General features: G+C 43.9%; 11 protein-coding genes. All 11 read right to left on the bottom strand.

Annotated elements, in window-relative coordinates; translation table 11 throughout:
• Positions 1 to 13: 13 nt before the first annotated feature.
• The 11 genes from L1283_RS21110 to L1283_RS21160 all read right to left on the bottom strand — a co-directional run bounded on the left by L1283_RS21110 (position 14) and on the right by L1283_RS21160 (position 18,128).
• Positions 14 to 1,288, bottom strand: a complete 1,275-nt coding sequence (locus L1283_RS21110; protein WP_429626426.1) for a M28 family metallopeptidase — start codon at positions 1,286 to 1,288, stop codon at positions 14 to 16.
• Positions 1,278 to 3,125, bottom strand: a complete 1,848-nt coding sequence (locus L1283_RS21115; protein ID WP_286852046.1) for a CocE/NonD family hydrolase — start codon at positions 3,123 to 3,125, stop codon at positions 1,278 to 1,280. The genes L1283_RS21110 and L1283_RS21115 overlap by 11 nt, the downstream gene beginning before the upstream one ends.
• 50 nt (positions 3,126 to 3,175) lie before the next feature.
• Entirely contained in the window at positions 3,176 to 4,645 is a 1,470-nt protein-coding gene (locus L1283_RS21120) for a glycoside hydrolase family 28 protein (protein ID WP_286852047.1), read from the bottom strand.
• A gap of 11 nt (positions 4,646 to 4,656) precedes the next feature.
• Complete coding sequence (locus L1283_RS21125; protein WP_286852049.1) at positions 4,657 to 5,382, bottom strand: glycosyl hydrolase family 28 protein; 726 nt, start codon at positions 5,380 to 5,382, stop codon at positions 4,657 to 4,659.
• Between the two features lie 10 nt (positions 5,383 to 5,392).
• Positions 5,393 to 6,877, bottom strand: a complete 1,485-nt coding sequence (locus L1283_RS21130) for a glycoside hydrolase family 28 protein (RefSeq protein WP_286852051.1) — start codon at positions 6,875 to 6,877, stop codon at positions 5,393 to 5,395.
• Between the two features lie 3 nt (positions 6,878 to 6,880).
• On the bottom strand, positions 6,881 to 9,745 hold the full coding sequence (locus L1283_RS21135) for a glycosyl hydrolase (RefSeq protein WP_286852053.1): 2,865 nt from the start codon (positions 9,743 to 9,745) through the stop codon (positions 6,881 to 6,883).
• A 7-nt stretch (positions 9,746 to 9,752) separates the two neighbouring features.
• Complete coding sequence (locus tag L1283_RS21140) at positions 9,753 to 10,583, bottom strand: sugar phosphate isomerase/epimerase family protein (RefSeq protein WP_286852055.1); 831 nt, start codon at positions 10,581 to 10,583, stop codon at positions 9,753 to 9,755.
• A complete protein-coding gene (locus L1283_RS21145) occupies positions 10,577 to 11,398 on the bottom strand; it encodes a phytanoyl-CoA dioxygenase family protein (protein ID WP_286852057.1) in 822 nt (273 codons plus the stop codon). Before L1283_RS21145 ends, L1283_RS21140 begins: the two co-directional genes overlap by 7 nt.
• A 170-nt stretch (positions 11,399 to 11,568) precedes the next feature.
• Positions 11,569 to 13,155, bottom strand: coding sequence for a RagB/SusD family nutrient uptake outer membrane protein (locus tag L1283_RS21150; protein WP_286852059.1), 1,587 nt, complete (start codon positions 13,153 to 13,155; stop codon positions 11,569 to 11,571).
• A 17-nt stretch (positions 13,156 to 13,172) separates the two neighbouring features.
• Positions 13,173 to 16,649, bottom strand: coding sequence for a SusC/RagA family TonB-linked outer membrane protein (locus L1283_RS21155; RefSeq protein WP_286852061.1), 3,477 nt, complete (start codon positions 16,647 to 16,649; stop codon positions 13,173 to 13,175).
• A gap of 108 nt (positions 16,650 to 16,757) precedes the next feature.
• On the bottom strand, positions 16,758 to 18,128 hold the full coding sequence (locus tag L1283_RS21160; protein ID WP_286852063.1) for an FGGY-family carbohydrate kinase: 1,371 nt from the start codon (positions 18,126 to 18,128) through the stop codon (positions 16,758 to 16,760).
• Positions 18,129 to 18,140: the final 12 nt, after the last annotated feature.

Consider the following 18,140-nt stretch of genomic DNA (forward strand, 5'->3'; position numbering starts at 1 on the left):
TTATAGTCCCCAATTAAATGGTGCCAATAAAATCAACCATGAGCCTTACGTACTCATTAAACCGCGTAAAGGGCAACGTTTCGTATCGATCGTAAATATCATGATAGGCATCAATTCCACCCAGAGTATAGATAAAAAATGAAGGTACTCCTTTTTCGTAAAAAGGATAGTGATCGCTCCGGTTCATTGGTCCACGCACCTTTACCTGAGGTAGGTATTTCTTTTCCGTATTGATTGCAGTTAGTCGTTCGAATTGTTCTTTAAATATCGTGCCGTTCACCACTTGAATGCCATCATCGCCTGTGCCTGCCATATCAAAATTAAGCAGGAATTTAATTTTTTTGAGATCAATAAGTGGATTCTTAGCAAAGAAACTCGAGCCTAGTAAACCGCTTTCCTCGCCCGAAAAGGCCAAGAAAACCATGTTATAGCGCGGCGGATGCTGCTGATAGTAGCGTGCCAGATAGAGCATGAGCGCAGTACCACTGGCATTGTCATTGGCACCGGTAAAAACAGTATGTCTACCGATCGCCCCCACATGATCATAATGCGCCGTGATGACAATCGTAGAGTCCGATGCACTGGTTCCCTTCAGCATACCGCAGACATTATTTGTCGTATAGTCTGGCTGAAAGCGGGCATGGATTGCCAGATTGATCTGCTTCCCCTCCAGCGCTACAGCAGCATTATTTTTCACATAAACAATTGGTCGATTGAGCTGACTGGTAGCTCCCCGCCAAAGTAGTTTTTCCTTGGTTTGCACTAGAATCCCACGATAATGCCCCCCTTGGGCAAGGCGCAGCAAGGCAGACCGGAATTGGTCTGGCTTCATTGTTTCCAAAGCCTTGCGCTCATCAAGTACCAGAAATTTGTGTTGAAATGCAGTATTCTGCATCAGTTTATCCAAAGCATCCGTATCAGAAGAGATCATGACCTCCGTCAGTCCAAATTTCCCTTTGAGGGAGGGACTGGATGCTTCAATCAATACCTGTTCACCCATACGGAGTTTTTGGCCATCTATCGTAATTTTAACATCCTTAGGAAATACGTTTGCGGGCATTACAAAAGGTTGATAATAATGATCGCTCAAAGGCAGCAATCCGCTCTTTTTAAACTCCTTCGCAATAAAAGCGGCGGCCTTTCGATCACCATCAAACACATATCCACGACCTGCATAGGCTTTGGATGCCAGCTCCTTTACAACAGCTCGCGCATAGTCGACCTGCGCCCGTAGCGAAAAGCTGGAAATAAAGAAAAGAACAAAACAATAACAATACTTAATTTTCATGAGACGTAACAATAGGTAATGAAATAAAAGAAGCATATTGCCCCTGACAATAGATCCGATGTTCCTGCGTCTTGAAGTCTTTGTCGGCAGCCTCATAAATATTCATAAACTGCTGCGGATTTCGATCAACCAAAGGAAACCAGGAACTCTGTATCTGCACCATAATCTTATGCCCTTTTTTAAATACATGAGCAGCATCCTGCATATCGAAACGTACTTCCTCAATCCTGTTGGGTTTCATCGCTTCCGGATGAGCAAAGCTTTTTCGATATTTGGCCCGCATAACCTCCCCACGAATCAGACATTGACAATCCGAAAGTTTATCCCCTTTTTTGTACGGATGCACATCGATCAGTTTCACGACAAAATCGGCATCACTGCCGGTACTGCTGACAAACAGATTCGCCTGAATATTCCCCATCAACTTTACATCCTGTTCTAAGACTTCAGTTTCAAAGACAAGCACATCTGGTCGCTGCGCGGCAAAAAATTGATCTTCATACATGTATTTATAGCCGCGCAAAACAGTTTTTTCCCGTGTATAGGGAACAGGTTTGCTGGGATCAGAAATATAGGAGACATAGGGAGATGCCGATTTGGGAGCTGGCTTCAAACTCAATTTTCTATCTGCTGTAAGAAATAAGGGCTGTGACCGTACCTCTTCCACAGGCCATGTCCGGTGTGAAGACCAATTATTCTCGCCTGTTACAAAAACTGTAGCTGCAGCAAGTCCGTCTTTACCCTGCCCTTTGAGATGGCTTACAAAGAAAGGAAGTTCAATCTCTTTCCGATAATAACTGGCTGTATTTTGACCAAAATCCAGGCTATCCAGTTGCCTGCCACTTCCCCTAGACCAGGAACCATGATACCAGGGGCCCATCACTAGTTTTACACGATCCGGCGCAATTTTTCGTAGTGCCTGATAGGTTTTCAACGGTCCATATAAGTCCTCTTGGTCAAACCATCCACCAACAACAAGCACCTGCGGTTTCAGCTCGCGAATTCGAGAAAGATAGGCTCGCGAGGTCCAGTAGTCATCATAATTTGGATGAGACATCATTTCGTTCCAAAGGATGTTTTCGCCCTTTAAATACTGCTGATTGAGATTGGCTAGTGCACCTGCTTTCAGAAAAAAGGAATACGCTTGATCTGTTCCATAATTGGAAAATCCCGCTGGCCCCTTGCTGCCGATAGAATCGCGTTTTTTTCCAAACGAGGATAGAAACGAAAAACTCCCCATCAACATAAAAGCCCCATTGTGATGACGATCATCCCCTAAAAACCAATCCGTTACCGGTGCCTGCGGAGATACGGCCCGCAATGCAGGGTGTGAATCAATCAGTGACATCGATGCGTACATCCCGGGAGAAGAAATACCCCATATCCCCACGTTACCATTCGATTTCAGCTGTTTCACGAGCCAATCAATTGTGTCGTAGGTATCTGTTGATTCATTGACCGCTCCTGGCGCATCCGTATAGGGTCGATTGGCAATAAAATCTCCTTCAGACTTATATTTTCCCCTGACATCCTGGTAAACGAAAATGAATTTTTCCTTCACAAATTCCATGCTTGGACCGATCGGAATTCGAAAATTCTGTTCCCCATAAGGTGCAATACTGTAGGGTGTCCGCATCATCATAATAGGATAACTCTTTGCCGTATCTCTGGGGGTGTAAATCGCTGTATAGAGCTTTTTTCCATCCCGCATGGGAATATAAATTTCCTGTTTTGTGTAATGTGCATAAACATAAACAGAATCCTGCGCTGTGTTTTGGGCGCGTAATCCCAGGGAGAGTATCAAGCCTGTTAAGGCCAGCATCAGGTGTAATCGCATAACATTCAATTTAACAGGTTATATCTTGGCCAACAAGTTACGTATTTCCGCTAAGGTTTATTTTTTTTTGATCCCTGCGCTACCAATTCTTTCTTTCCCTTTGCTCCCTCCTGCTTTACCCTGGACAGTGCATATCCATTGACATCATCCAGCACCAACATCGGTCTATAATCCGGCGCCCTCAATTTGAGGACGACCCCTTCAAAATGTATGTTTTCTGCATGTCGAATATAAAAACCCCAGGCAGGAAGCTCTTTAAATTGGGAAAATTCGGGATAAGATGCTTCCATTTCGGGAATACTGTCGAGATCCGTTCTGCTCGTCCCCCGATAGGCATAGTGGGGGTTAGAGCCACCCGGGTAGCTGATTTCGATATTCCTAAAGGTTACATTTCGGATGGGCGCATTTTTCAGTCCTACAATACTCGAGGGTGATGGATTGCGCGGATTATCTTCAATAGGTCCTTCGTAGGAATAACCGCGGTCTGGTTTCTCTTTTGCCACCTCAACTTTTACGTTCTGAATCACAACATTATTAATGGAGCCGATGCGTTCTTTATTCCAGCGTGCGCCAATGCGCAAATAAAAAGGGTTCCCCGTGTTAAATGCTGTCAGACTATCGACAAGAATATCTTCTACTATGCCGCCATCGGGAGTTGCAATCGTCAAAGCCGAACGAAAGGTATCATAGACTTTATTGTTGATGATACGAATGCGTTTATAACCGCCAGCCGAAACAGTGCCGAATTTAATACCATTTGCACTCGACCGTGCTGTACAATTGCGGATCTCAACATCTTCACAGCTCTTCGTTGCATCATGCGACTTTAGGCATATTGCATCGTCCGAAGCATCGATAAAAGAGTTGAGCAACTTAAAGTTACGACAATCGACAATGTCGATACCATCATTGTTCCAAAAAGCCTTGCTATCAACTGTGATGCTATCTACGACCGTATTGACACATTGATCATAGACCTGAACCCAGTCAGCTGAATTTTTGATGGTGACACCATGAATACGGACATTTTCGCAAGAGCGCATATAAATGGCCTTTGGCCTTCTATTGCGCGGGCGATCATAGTCTAAGGGATCTTTGAGCACGCCGCTCTGGATCTGTGCAAGCAAATTATAAGCAACTTCACGCCCTTGCCCGTCAATAACTCCCTTCCCTTTAATGGTGATATTTTTAGCGTCCTTTGCATAAATCAAAGCACAATTCGGGACATCGATATTATAGTCATAAATATTGGTTGAGCCGACTAGGATTGCGCCTTCTTCGAGTTGAATATGCACATTCTCTTTGAGCACGACGGTCCCCGTCAGATAACGTCCAACGTAGAATCGTAACGTCCCCCCGCCCTGCTCATGAATAAAATCAATTGCTCTTTGTATAGAAGTGGTATTTAATGTTGTTCCGTTCGATTTAATGCCAAAAAGAGAAGCATTGTATTCTTTCGCCTGTAATGTCAGTATACCACCATAGAGGAGGATCATAACAAGAATAAGTTTAATTTTCATAAACATCCCATTTATAATGTTTTACCATTAGCCAACCGGCTATTTTCTTTGATGACCTGCTGACTCCCCTCTGATTCAACCAATGCCCTGCCAATGGCCTGAAAGAAAACATTGGACAGACGCACCGTTTTGGAATTGCTGACATACACACCAATGCTGCCCGGACTATTTATATCCAATGCGCTTAGGGTAACATCCGCACACTGATCAATAAATTGTGCTGCTCCGAGCAGGTTCAATTCCATTATGCCGTTGATCTGGATATTTCTAGAAGCTTTCAAATAAATTAGGCTAATGTCTTCCGCTTTTTCAGATAGATCAATGTTTCCTTTCTGTCTTAGCGCTGCGACCTGGCTACGCAATAAAGACTGCTGCCCATCAATGACGCCTTTCCCACCAATCTGAATATTAGATTGACCGACTGCGACAATAAGAGCTCTCTTGCCATCCTGAAGGCTGTAATCAAATATGTTGCTGCTGCCAACCAATACAGCGCCCTCATGCAGTTCGATGAATACATTGGATTTTAAACTAAATGTTCCCGTCAGATAACGTCCGACATAAAAATGTAGTTTACCGCCGCCTTTTTTGGCAATATAATCAATGGCATATTGTATAGAACCCATATTATTGGTTACACCATCGGACTTACAACCGAAAAGCGATGCATTATAGTCCTGAGCGAACAGCTTGAAGCAGCTCGCCCATAACACGATCAAAAATAGATACTTCTTCATGTTAGGCTGTCTAATTAATTTGGACATCTTTTGTTTGATATAAATGGAAACTGTCTTTTAACCGATCTCCATCCAAATAGGATTTAAAATCCCAGGCTCCCCCAGTGAGGTCATCGGCAACAATCGTGGGCCTGTAATCTGCACTTTTAATACGGAAAGTCACATTTTTTAAATTGATCTGTTTGGCATGACGGATATATAATCCCCAAGATGGCAACTCTTTAAACTGTGAAAATTCTGGATAAGCATTAGCCATTTCGGGTATGCCATCCAATGACTTAGGATCAGTCCCGCGGTAAGCATATAACGGATTTCCACCTCCGGGATAAATGATCTCTATATTCTCCAGCGTAACATTTTCGATCTTATGATCAGGTAAGCCGATGATGCTTGCCGGAGAAATATTCCGGGGCATATCTTCTACGGGTCCCTCATAACTATATCCCAAATCCGGTTTATTGGCAGGTACCTCTGCATATACATTGCGAATCGTTATATCTTTCATAAAGGGTTTCTTTCCCTTGCTCCAGCGATCGCCAATACGCAAGAAAATGACATTACCGGTATTGATACTTTTGACACCGTCCACCAGGATATTTTCGACGAATCCACCATCTACGGCAGCAAAAGTGATTGCTGATCGATACGTATCATAGACCACGAGGTTCCTGACAACAAAATTTCGGAAACCACCACGGGAGACTGTCCCAAATTTTAGGGCACTGGCACTGGAGCGCGCCGTACAGTTTTCGACCAGCACATTCTCACAGACTGCATTCGCATCGTGTGACTTAAAGCAGATGGCATCATCAGCCGCATCGAAATAGCAATTCCGGATCACGACATTCTTACAGTCTACCACATCGATGCCGTCATTATTCCAATACGATTTACTGTCTACATAAATACCTTCCACATGGAGGTCTTCACATTGGTCGTAGGTCTGATTCCAACTACCGGGATCACGTAAGGTAATATCCTTAATCAGTACATTTTTACACTCCCGGAAGTAAATATTTTCGGGGCGGTTCCACTCCCGCAATCGATCTAATTTAAGTTCATCCTGCACAATTCCCTTATGCACATTTTGAACGGCATTCATTGCCGTCTGAAAACCGCGGCCATTGATCGTTCCTTTGCCGATAATACCAATATTCTGTTGTCGAATCGCGTAGATCATCGACTGCCAGTTGACGACGGTATCTTTATGGTAATCAAAAGGATTGTTGGACCCCAAGAGATTTGCTCCCTGATCCAGTTGTAAGGTCACATTGGACTTCAGATAAAAAGATCCCGTGATGTAGTTGCCTGGGGTAAAGATGAGCTTCCCACCACCTTTGGCTGTAATATAATCAATGGCGGCCTGGATAGACCGTGTATTCAGTGCTTCACCATCACCGCGAATACCAAAATCTACAGCTTGATAATCCTGCGCTGCGACCAGCCTGACTGTTAAAGCCTGGATGATGAAAAGAAAAATAGGTAATATTTTCATGATTTAGCTTGTATATAAAGTGACTGGACCGATCAGGCCCATAGATTGTATTTCCTGCTCCCGACCTTTTCTATTGACCCAATATTGCGCATTTTCATTATCCTTCAACGTTTTCAAATAGTTTCCCATGGTGGTCGTAATACGCACTTCGATCTGGTTCTCCCCATTTTTTAACACGGTAGCGAGGTCGTAAATCCGCCTTCCATACCATTTTACACCAAGTGATTGGCCATTGACAAAAACCTCAGAAACTCCCGCTACCTTTCCAAGATTCAACAGGCATTGCCCTGCTGCAGACCAGTTAAATGAACGCTGATAGATTGCTGTTCCTGAAAACCACATCAATTGTTCATCCTCTTTAAAGTCCATCAGCCGCGGTAGTACCAGTTGTTGGGATGTACCTTCCTGTTTATGTTTTAATTCCACTTTCCACTGGGTACTCAAATCCAGGACATGGCTTCCAGTGGTTGCCAAAGGCTGCCAAACCGTACCTTCCCGATGGTTGTCAAATACAAAAAGAAAAGCATCTGCAGGTCCCATATCCAGTAGCAAACTATTTTCACGATCCAAGATTACCCGAGAACGTCTGCCCGTATCCAGATCCCATAGCCAGCATGTTTTCTTTCTGATTTCGGGAGCAATAAAAGAGATGTTTAGTCTTGCACTATTCGCCCGGTGCGCATTCTGGATAAAATAGCATTCACTACCATCATCCCGAATAGAACGCATCTGCATCACATAACGGTTAGGCTGATCGATATGCAGGTAATGGGGTAACCTAAACCGCTGCATGGCCAAATGGTACCAGTCCATAAAGTTATTGTCCTCAGGTTTAGACGTGGCAATAAATCGATCTGGATAGGATTGCAGCTTACGCAGTATAGCTTGCACTTCGGCATCATTTTTTACCTGATCTTGCAATCCCAAGCTCATCTGTGGTAACGTTTCAATCGCCACAACACGCCCACCGGATTGAACAAACTCAAGGAGGCGAGCCATTGACTTCGGCGAAATCCGTTTGATACCGGGCAAAAAGAGCACGCTATATTTTCTTTTGCCATAACATAGATTTCCCTTCTCTATCTTACAATCCTGCAGTATCATCTCCGTTATATAATCTGCATTCCCACCATTTTTGCTGATAGCTTCCCAAAGTAAGGAAGTATAGGGGACATTCAATTTCTCAGGAAAGGGATCCGTTTGCACGCCGTTCTCCGTCCAGAGATCATAATTGGCGGGTAAAATGGCCATATCAGCGAAGTAATCGCCCTGCTGCAGCTGCGATGAAAGGCGGGCTTTGTAATTATTTAAATAGTTAAAATAGGGCCACCAGTTGTTGCGTTCATTATAGAAAGAGCCATATTGAATCCACCCAGGAAAAGGAGCTTCTAAGGGCGAATAATTAAATCCATGCCAAACAGAATGTGTAATCCCGGTCATTGCACTCTGATCTGATCCCAGCTTTAACAATTCGAGCTGCGTATTAAAAACAAGATAAGTATTGGTCATCTCCTCACAGCTTACAAGCCGTTTTCCTTTCAGATGTGCTGCGGAGGAGACATATTTATCGATCATGGTATAACCACGTCCCCGACGATAGTCTTCATCAGGCATCTCTTCACCCAGCTTATGGCGCAAATAATTTGTTGTCCACGATTCCCCTTCCGGAATATCGTAGTCCAAGCTGCTTTCCAATGGAAAAAAACCTCTTCCATAGGCTTGCGCGCGCGATTTCACCCCTAGGGAACGACACCAATTAACATAGGTATCCGTAAAACGTTCCTTCAATAAACAGGCTTTGGTATATTCATAATCGAAACGTACACGGTTTAGAATCTCGGTAAGCTCCGCTCCTTTCTTTGCACCATAGTTTTCGTCGACCACGGCGCCCAAGCGCCCGACCTTAAATAAGATAAAAGGCAAATAAGGCATAATATCGTAACCGCGACGGCGCTGAAACTCAACAGCAAAGTCATCACACCAATTACAACCTTCGAGCTCCATGCTGTCGGTAAACAATGCCCGCACATAGTTCTTTAATGGCCCTATCTGCTGTTGCATTTGTGTAGCCATGCGCTCCAGGTAGCGAGACACGGTCGCCTTATCCATGTGATTGAGTATGGAGCCCGCTGCGCCCGGGGCGCCATTGATGACGGAGGCAAAAGCTTTAAATTTCACCAAGAAATAGAGGATATGCTTTCCGGGAGGAACAGGGATTTCAATTTTATCTTTACCAATTTCTGCCGCATAATCAACCGCATCATCGATAGAAAGCATCGGATCGTTAACCAATTTGATGGCGAGGATTTCGGGATTGCGCAATGGATTTTTATCCGTTACTGCAGGGTCTATCATATTAAAAACATGGTAGGGTCGGACAACATAGGTTGTGGGGCCCTCGATGGGTTCACAATGTACCAGAACTACCTGAGCGGTTTCATCTTCCCGGAGATCTTCCGAACCAAAGGGCCAGCCGGACCCAACGATGAGATCGGTGGTCATACCCATCTTTTTTGCTTCATTGGCTGTATACTGCACCATCTCTACCCATTCTTTGCTCAGCCATTTTAATGATGGAATACCCATATCGTCGGTACGCTTCGGAAAGGAAATGGGATTGATTTCCACTCCACCTATTCCGGCATCCTTTAAAAGCTTCAGTTCGCGGAGCAGTTCATTTTTATTGATTTTATTTCCATTCCACCACCAGCGCACAAAAGGTCTTTGTGTAGTCGACGGATTTTGAAACAGTGTATAATAGCTTTCCATATCCACCGATTCCTTGCCAAATGCATTTAAATGCTTGGCAAATAAGAAGGAGGCCCCCAATAAACTGCTTTGCTGTAAAAATATTCTTCGCTTCATCATGCTGAAATTAGGTTATAAGGTGCCTTGACAGGTAGTTTTTCATCCATAAGTTTTGTTTCCATTGGCGTTCACAATCGAGCGCTTGATTCCCTGAGGGGATGAGATACGGTGGCGGACCAAATTCAGTCGTCATGGTCAGCCGCGCATCGGGCTTATTGAGGTCTATCCAGCGTTGCCAGACAGCGCAGTGTGTCGCGACAATATCCCGATAGATTTTTTTTCGAACATCGGGCAGCTGGGATCCCTGGCTATGTCCAATACGGGCATGTACATGTTTTACATGGGACAACAGGCGGTTCAATTCCTCCTGCCGATCTTCAAGAAAACTCTCCGAGACACAGTACCAGTGAGAGATATCCAAGGTCAGTTTCAACTGCGGATATAGTTCCGCCATTGGCGCCACGGTATGCAGTCCATAACTCCATTTATTACGGTGAGTTTCCTGCAAAATTTCGATCCCGTATTGCTTTTCAACACGCGTACAAAGTTGTAGCCCTGTAAGCACATCGTCAGGCGAGAAATATTCCCGTCCCATCTGCACGGATATAAAAAGTGGAGCGAAATATTTTTCCCCGAGCTTTCCATAGTAGTTCAACTGTTCTTCCAACAAGGCAAAGTATGCACTGATTGAGTTCGCTTTTTTTTGAACACAGGTCACAATCGTGTAGCTGAGCTTATACTTTTGCAACAGTTTTACGACCTTCTCCGGATCGGTATCTTCGCCAAAAGGAAACCATTCGACCCCTACATAACCAGCCTTCACTACACGATCCAGAAAATCTTCCCATGCAACATGCTCATTTCCCCAGCGTGGATAAAAAAAATCAAGTTTTACCATCCTGCATGGTAGATTAGCGGATTTTGTTCGTCATTATTCAACAAATCCCCGACCGCTAAGGTTGCGCGATAATCTTCCGGTAAAATATTCGCTTGTCCATTGAATACATTTCCGTCAGGCATGTAAGCACAGGTCATAGCTCTTCTAAACCCGTTGGTCATGTTAGGTCCTGCCCCATGAATCGTCAATCCATTATGGAAAGTACAACTTCCGGCTTTGAGCGGAGTAGCCACCGGATTTACCCGTGCAAGCTCGGGATAGTGTTCGAAAATTGTCCCCATATTTTTTCCGATACCCAAATTCTCAAATCCGGTTAGCTTATACGATTGCGGAACAAAATACATGCAACCATTTTCCAGTGTGGAGTCATCGAGTGCAATCCATATGGAAAGTGCGTTTCGATCAGCAAATGACCAAAAAGGCGTATCCAGATGCCAAGCGGTAGGATTCGCAAATGGACGTTTAAATAGCGCTTGGTCATGCCAGATACGGATACCGTCAACACCGGCCAGCTTTGCCGCCATTTCTCCAATCCGCTGATCGACCATTAGCTCCTTCACTTGTTCGCTGGTCTGCCAAAGGTTTAACAATTGATCAAACACTTTTCCAAAGTAGTCTGCATCCTTATTGATACCATCATCTTCGCCAACTTTGGCTTCCTTTCCGGGCATTTTCTGACCTGCGCGCTGCTCTACAGCTTCAAATACAATTGTACGCCAGGTTTCAAGCTCCTCGGGATTTAAAAAATCTTCTATAACGATGTAACCATTTTCTTGGTAAAAGGCTATCTGTTCTTCAGTCAATTGGTTCTTCATATCATTAAATTTTAGGTTTTGTCGAAGTAATCTATAGTACTTGAAAATACACAAGATCAGCTACAGTTGTATCCTGAACTATCCTGTATTTTTAGGGAAGTACCAGCAAGGACGATTACGATCCTTTCTGGTACTTTTACGAAATGAAATCATTAAATCTATTGGCTCATTTAATTCTGAACCATCTTATTATTATATAACATTTCATCCAAAGGTATCTGTAGCGTCATTTTACTAGCAGGATAAGTTGATTTATCCACATGTGTGGCTGAGCCAGCACGGTCGACAGCAATGTTCCAGCGTTTATTGTTATAGAATTCACGTCCTCCCTCACCCCAGAGCTCCAACCGCGTTTGAAATTGCACCATCTCCAAGGTCGATAAACCCTGCATGGAAGTATAGTTGTCACAGGTCAATGTGGTCTGCCCAACTTTCGTTCGTGCAGCCAATAAGGTGTTCAACGTTTGTTTCGCACTTTGGTCATCTTTATTCTGTGCCTGCGCTTCAGCTTTCATCAGTAATACCTCCGAACTGCGCATATAATAACAACTTACTCGTCCAACATTCTTCTTATCGTCACTTCCCAAGCCATGGGTGGCGGCAAACTTGAGATTGGTATACATCGGAATAGTTCGTTTATCACCATTGGTCGGGTAAGTATAATCCCCCCAATCCGATGCCATAAAGCAACCCATGCGATAGTCCCGGTTATCAATTTTGGTATACAGCCGATTGTCAATCCGCTGGAAACCTTGCCCAATTCCGCCGTTTCCTTCGGCGAAAGGATTCATCCACCAATTGTGTACGGTAACGGCTTCTCCAAGCGCAAAACCAAACAACACTTCGGGGTTAATGGCTATATTGAGAAAACCATTTTGCTCGGGTCTCATTTCAGGCGCCGCCTGCGTTCCTTTATTCGTGGCACCATAGCTTGCCTGGCTCATTAACGTTGGATACTTTGTCAGTATTTCATTGCTGGCGCTTATCGTCGTGTTCCAGTCGCCGGTCCACAACGCGACTTTTGCCTGCATAAAGTAAGCTACACCAAGATCAAAATCGGAGGGGTCTGTTGTAAAGCCAATTCCCGCTTCTTTAAAAAGCCGGATCGCTTCATTGATATCGTTTTTGATAAAAGCATAGGTCTCATCCGCAGTAGATCGGGCCTTGCTTTCCTGAACCGGAGAATAGGTATCATAAAGCGGCATGCCTAATTTGGCTTTTCCTCCCTGCTGGTAGGCATTCTGATAGTTTTCCATCAGGTAATTATAGGCGTAGGCACGCAATATCAGTCCGCGGCCTTTGTATTCCTGTAATTTTTTATTCGTACCGACAGTCTCCGGATTAAGGTAGTTCAGCATTTTATTTGCTGTATTGACCATATTCCAGGCATAATTCCAATACGGGGTATTCTTGTCTGAAGCATCTGAAATAAAATCCAGCAGATTATACTCGTCGGAGCCAAATATATTAAGCAATCTATTGCCGAATACAATATCATTGCCCTCGAGGTTCCGCATCACATCAAATCCCTGGTTGCTTCCATAACGTGACTCGGATGATAATGCCCCAAAGTTGACCAGTTTAGGCATATTGTTCGCCATACCGCCCAATACAGCCTGAATTTTCTTCTCATCACCACTTTCGAGTAGTTTCCGGATCTGTTCATCCGTGATACTATTTGGGGGTGCAATGTCCAATTCCTTACTACAAGAAAACAATAATGTCACCGCCAATGCACATAAAAATATCTTTTTCATAACTGATTTTTTAAACATTAAAATTCCAAACTTACACCACCGGAGAATGTTCTCATGGTCGGATAAGAATATGCCGCCACTTCAAATCCACCAACAAGAGACTGACGTGGATCTATTCCCGAATGGGCTGTTTTCATAAAAAGGTTATCACCAGAAGCGAATATCCGAAGCCGCTTGATTTTCATTTTTGACAAGATACTTTCTGGCAAAGTATAACCTATCGTCACATTTTTAAAATTGAGATAGGAAGCACTGAATAAGCCCAAATCACTGTAGAGCCAGCTTCCTGTAGTTGCACCATTGCCATAGGTATTACCATACATCACCATAGGGAATTTTGCACCTGTGTTGTTCGGTGTCCAGGTATTACCGATGAGTTCCGATGAAAGCGCTTTTCCAGGATCTTCACTTACATACAAATTATTTCCGTACTCCGTACTAAAAAACTTTCCGCCCAATTGGTAAGCCAATGTCAAATACAGATCAAAATTCTTGTAACGTAAGGAAGTACTAAATCCGCCTATCCATTTAGGTAACGCGCTCCCCATTTCGTAGCGGCTAGCTTTTGAATAGTCTGTGGTTGTTATACTTTCGCCCTCTTTATATCCGGGATAAGTACCTGCGTCAACATCGGCTTTGCTAATCTGATGATAGTAAAGTGGTAAACCCGTATTTTGGTCCACACCGCCATATTTCAACATATAGAGGTTAAAGAAATCTTTGTTGACTCCACGTAAATAGGTAATATTTGCTACAGCACTTGTTCCTGCAGCAGCCCAAGCATCGGTACCTGCGGTCCAATTTCCTCCCAAAGCATCTGAACCGACACCATTTGGTACAGCTTTCAGCTTAGTGGTATAATGTGTTCCGTTTGTCGATACTGTCCAGTTGAAATCAGGTTTCTTGATGATGTCTACTGATAGGTCGATTTCAAAACCTTTATTTCCGATTTTTGCGGAGTTCGTCGCAATGGAAGACTGTCCCTTGGATATCGCAATAGGCTGATTCCAGATGGCATTTACCGTGACGCGGTTATAATAATCGAGTGATCCACGTACTCGTCCAAAGAAGCTAAAATCAATACCACCATCTAATGTGTGTATGTTTTCCCAGGTTAATTGGTCATTGACATATGCATTTTGATTTAAGGTGATATTGGCAGGTATACCCGTTCCATTTGTCGTCTGTGTATATGTGGCGGCGTAACTCCATGTTTGGTATCCCGAATAGTTGGATATTCCATTCTGATTACCGATTACACCATAACTGCCGCGTATTTTTAGGAGGTCGAGCCAGCCTTTGCTACTTTCCATAAATTGCTCACTGTCGATACGCCAACCGCCACCAACGGACCAGAACGTACCCCAGCGTTTATCTTTCAACTTGAACTTTGACGAGCCATCCCGACGGACAGATCCTTGAAAAAAGTACCTATCGTTGTAGTTGTAATTGACCCGGGAAAAATAACTTTCCATGGTACGTTTATCCTCACCGCCCCCCGGATTTGGGAACGTTCCACCGTCATAACGTCCGACAAAGTTGATATAAGATGCAAAATCATCAATCAATGCATAAGATGATCGGTAGTTGAGCTGCTCGTTCTTGAATGAATCATATTCATGCCCCAAGAGCGCCTCTATATTGTGTAAACCTATTGTTTTCGCATAATTCAGTAATTGTTGTAGGTTCAGAATCGTTGTATTGGATGCGGTCTTACCAAAGGCTCCAATGCCTGCTGCCTGTCCCGATTCGCTGTTCCAGTAACGTGTACGCATCTCATTAAACTTATCCATCGAGACATTTGCTGTAAACGTAAAGTCTTTCAGGAATTTGGCCTGCCCATACACCCTTGTTGTCCAATCATCCGATACACGTTGATCCAAATCATTGTCCAGCACCGTCAAAACATTGGTAGAAGATAGTGCAGCCGATGTTAACCCCAGTGGAGAGTAGGTATCTCCGGCAAGTACATGGACTTTATTTTTCCCATTGTCATCAATCAGGGCGCCATTTTTATCGCGTGCATAGAGCTGCACCAGCGGATTCTGTCCATTGATAAACCGGAACACATTGGCTGTAGAACTACCGGGGTTACGGCCGAAGCGTGTTGCCGGCGATTGTGTGGTCCGATTGGAGTAGCCGATATTAGCGCCCAATTTTAGCCAGGCATTCAATTGCGCATCAAAATTGGCACGTCCATTATAGCGTTTGAAGGAAGATCCGCGAATATAAGATGGATCTTCAAGATAACCTCCCGAGAGGAAATAATTTACTTTATCATTACCACCGGATGCCGATAAATCATAATCTTGTCGTAATCTATTCTCCAGTAGATAATCATCATATCTGTCGCTATATAACAGGCGAGCTCCAGGATTCAATTTACCATCTGTATTGACGAGGTATGCGCCACTCATGGTTGAACTCGCATCAGCTCCTGTGCCTGAGGGTGTATAGACCGCTCCCGGCACATCATACAACATCCAGTTACCTAAGCTGTTTCGTTGAAATTTAGTCGTAGACCCGATGTAGTCAAATAGGTGCGAACTGGCAAATTCAGCAGCCTGTTCGTGCGACATATTCGGATTCTGCACATTTGTTGTATATCTTTTTGAAATACCGGTACCATCCACTCCATAGCGTACAGAGTTGTACACAGAGAGCCAGGCGAATTCATAAATATCCTTCGGATTGGAAATTTTATCGAATTGATACGGTCCCACCTGATTGACACCGAGCTTTCCTTCGAATGAAATGCGGGGTTGCCCCGACACGCCTTTTTTTGTTGTCACCAAGACGACACCATTGGCACCTCTAGCGCCGTATAGGGCCGTCGATGCCGCGTCCTTCAAGATAGAAACACTCTGGATATCTTTTGGATTTAAGGTAGCGAGCGGATTATCATTTTGTGCGGGAACACCATCAATGACGACCAGAGCGTTTGAGGTATTCTGACTCGCCGATCCTATACCACGCACACGAATTCCCATGTCGATACCGGGCTGTCCATCCACTGCCGACACCTGAATACCGGGTGCAGCCCCTTCCAAGGCCCTACTGACCGTCGAATTTGACTGCATATTCAATGCTTTATTGTCGATTGTGGATACGGATCCCGTCAGATCCTTTTTTTTCGTCGCACCATAAGCAACGACAACAACTTCATCCAGCACAGTGTTGTCCTCCTGCAGTTCAACACGAAGTGGGATCCCCACAGTCCCTTCCATATTTTTTGCAATGTACCCTACATATTGGATTGAAAGAACAACTTTGTTGCTCGCGACAGAAAGGGTAAAATCACCATTTTCATTTGTTGAACTAGCATTTTTACCACCGACTTCTTTAATCGAAGCTCCAGCGATAGGTCGCCCGCTCTTGCTACCCACCACATGACCCTGTATAGTCTTGGTCACCTGAGCAACTAACGCAAACGGCATTCCCATCATCATTGCCACGCAAAGAATTAATGAGTAATGTTTTAATTTACTTTCCATTCTGATTAGAGGTTTAATTTAATTTGGTTTAATTTGTTTATAATTCTATATCGAAGTAATAGAAAACAAACTGAACAGCTGTACCGTACTATCCTGTTCTAAAATCATTTACGAAACAGTATGTGGCCTAAATAATTTTAATTCCACCAAGTTTTGTGGGATCTCTGCTGTGTTCCAATGCTGATGCATCAACAGTGCGGCACCCAAAGCTGTTGCTTGCGGCATCGCTGCAGCAAACACCTCCATAGCTGGAAATTCACGTGCAATCAAACTCATATAAATCTGATTTCGACTAAATCCACCATCGACAAATATCCGTGCAGTCTGTGTACAGCAAAGAACAAGTTGGGTGGCGGCTACCTGTGCCTTGACAAGACACCAGACTAAGCTGTGGTAAGCGGTTTGATAATCTGGATAACGATGCAGGTCAATGGCTTCAAAAGATTTCAAATCTATCGCGTTCGGAAGATCAAGCGCTGTCAAAGCCGCGATAATGTCCCAGTCGATTTCAAGCGTTCTAAATTTGGCCGTGGTCACCGCAAAGAAATCGGCAATACGCTTTGATTGAATTTCATGTTCATACCCTGCAAATAAACGGGAGGCTTTTACGGGAGTACCGCGATAGGAAAGATAGAACAAACAATCCTGCTGCAGCTCCTCTATTGTCAAATCGATCGACGCAAATGGGTTTAATGAAATGCACCAAGTGCCTGTAGAAATTAAAACAAAGGGTTCTTTATTACTCATTAGATAAGGAATAAGTGCCGCGGAACTATCATGTAAACCCGTTCCAACCCAATATGACTTACCTAGAAACGTACTTTTAAAGGCTGCATCTCCCGAAACAATTGGCGGGAAAGCTCCAACGAGGCCCTCGTCTTCTACCCATTGATGATAATGGTGTTGTTTGAAGTCCCAAAGTGCAGTATGGCAGCCGATGCTAGTCAAATCTGTACACAGCTTGCCTGAAACCAAAAAGCTTAAATATTGAGGTAAGTGTACCGCATAGGCAAGTTGCCCAAATAAATCAGGTTTTTCACGCTTCAGACGCAAGAGCTGTAAGCCCGAATTCAGACTACCCAATGATGGTGATGCCGTTGCCAATGAAAATGCGACAACACCTCCATACGCATCATATAACTGTTGCTGTATATCCGCAGGAAAATCCTTGAGATAGTTGTATAAGGGAGTCAAAGGTTTACCCTGTGCATCAATGTAAACCAAGCTAGCCCCATAGGCTGCAAAATTGATTGCCTGAATATCAAATTCGTCCCGCCGGAGTACTTCATGCAAGGCATCAAAAATCGACAGACGAAGGCTTTCAAGATTTTCACAAGGATCCCCATCTTCATCGACAGTTTCTAAAAATCGAGCAGATCGTTCCCATAGCACGCTATAGTTTTTATCAAATAAAAGAAGTTTTTTATTCGTTTTTCCAACATCAAATACGGCTACGACAGGTATACTTTTGTTTTCCATGTCGTGTATCTT

Origin of the sequence: Sphingobacterium sp. HSC-15S19, from assembly GCF_050433745.1 — a bacterium.
Lineage (GTDB): Bacteria > Bacteroidota > Bacteroidia > Sphingobacteriales > Sphingobacteriaceae > Sphingobacterium > Sphingobacterium siyangense.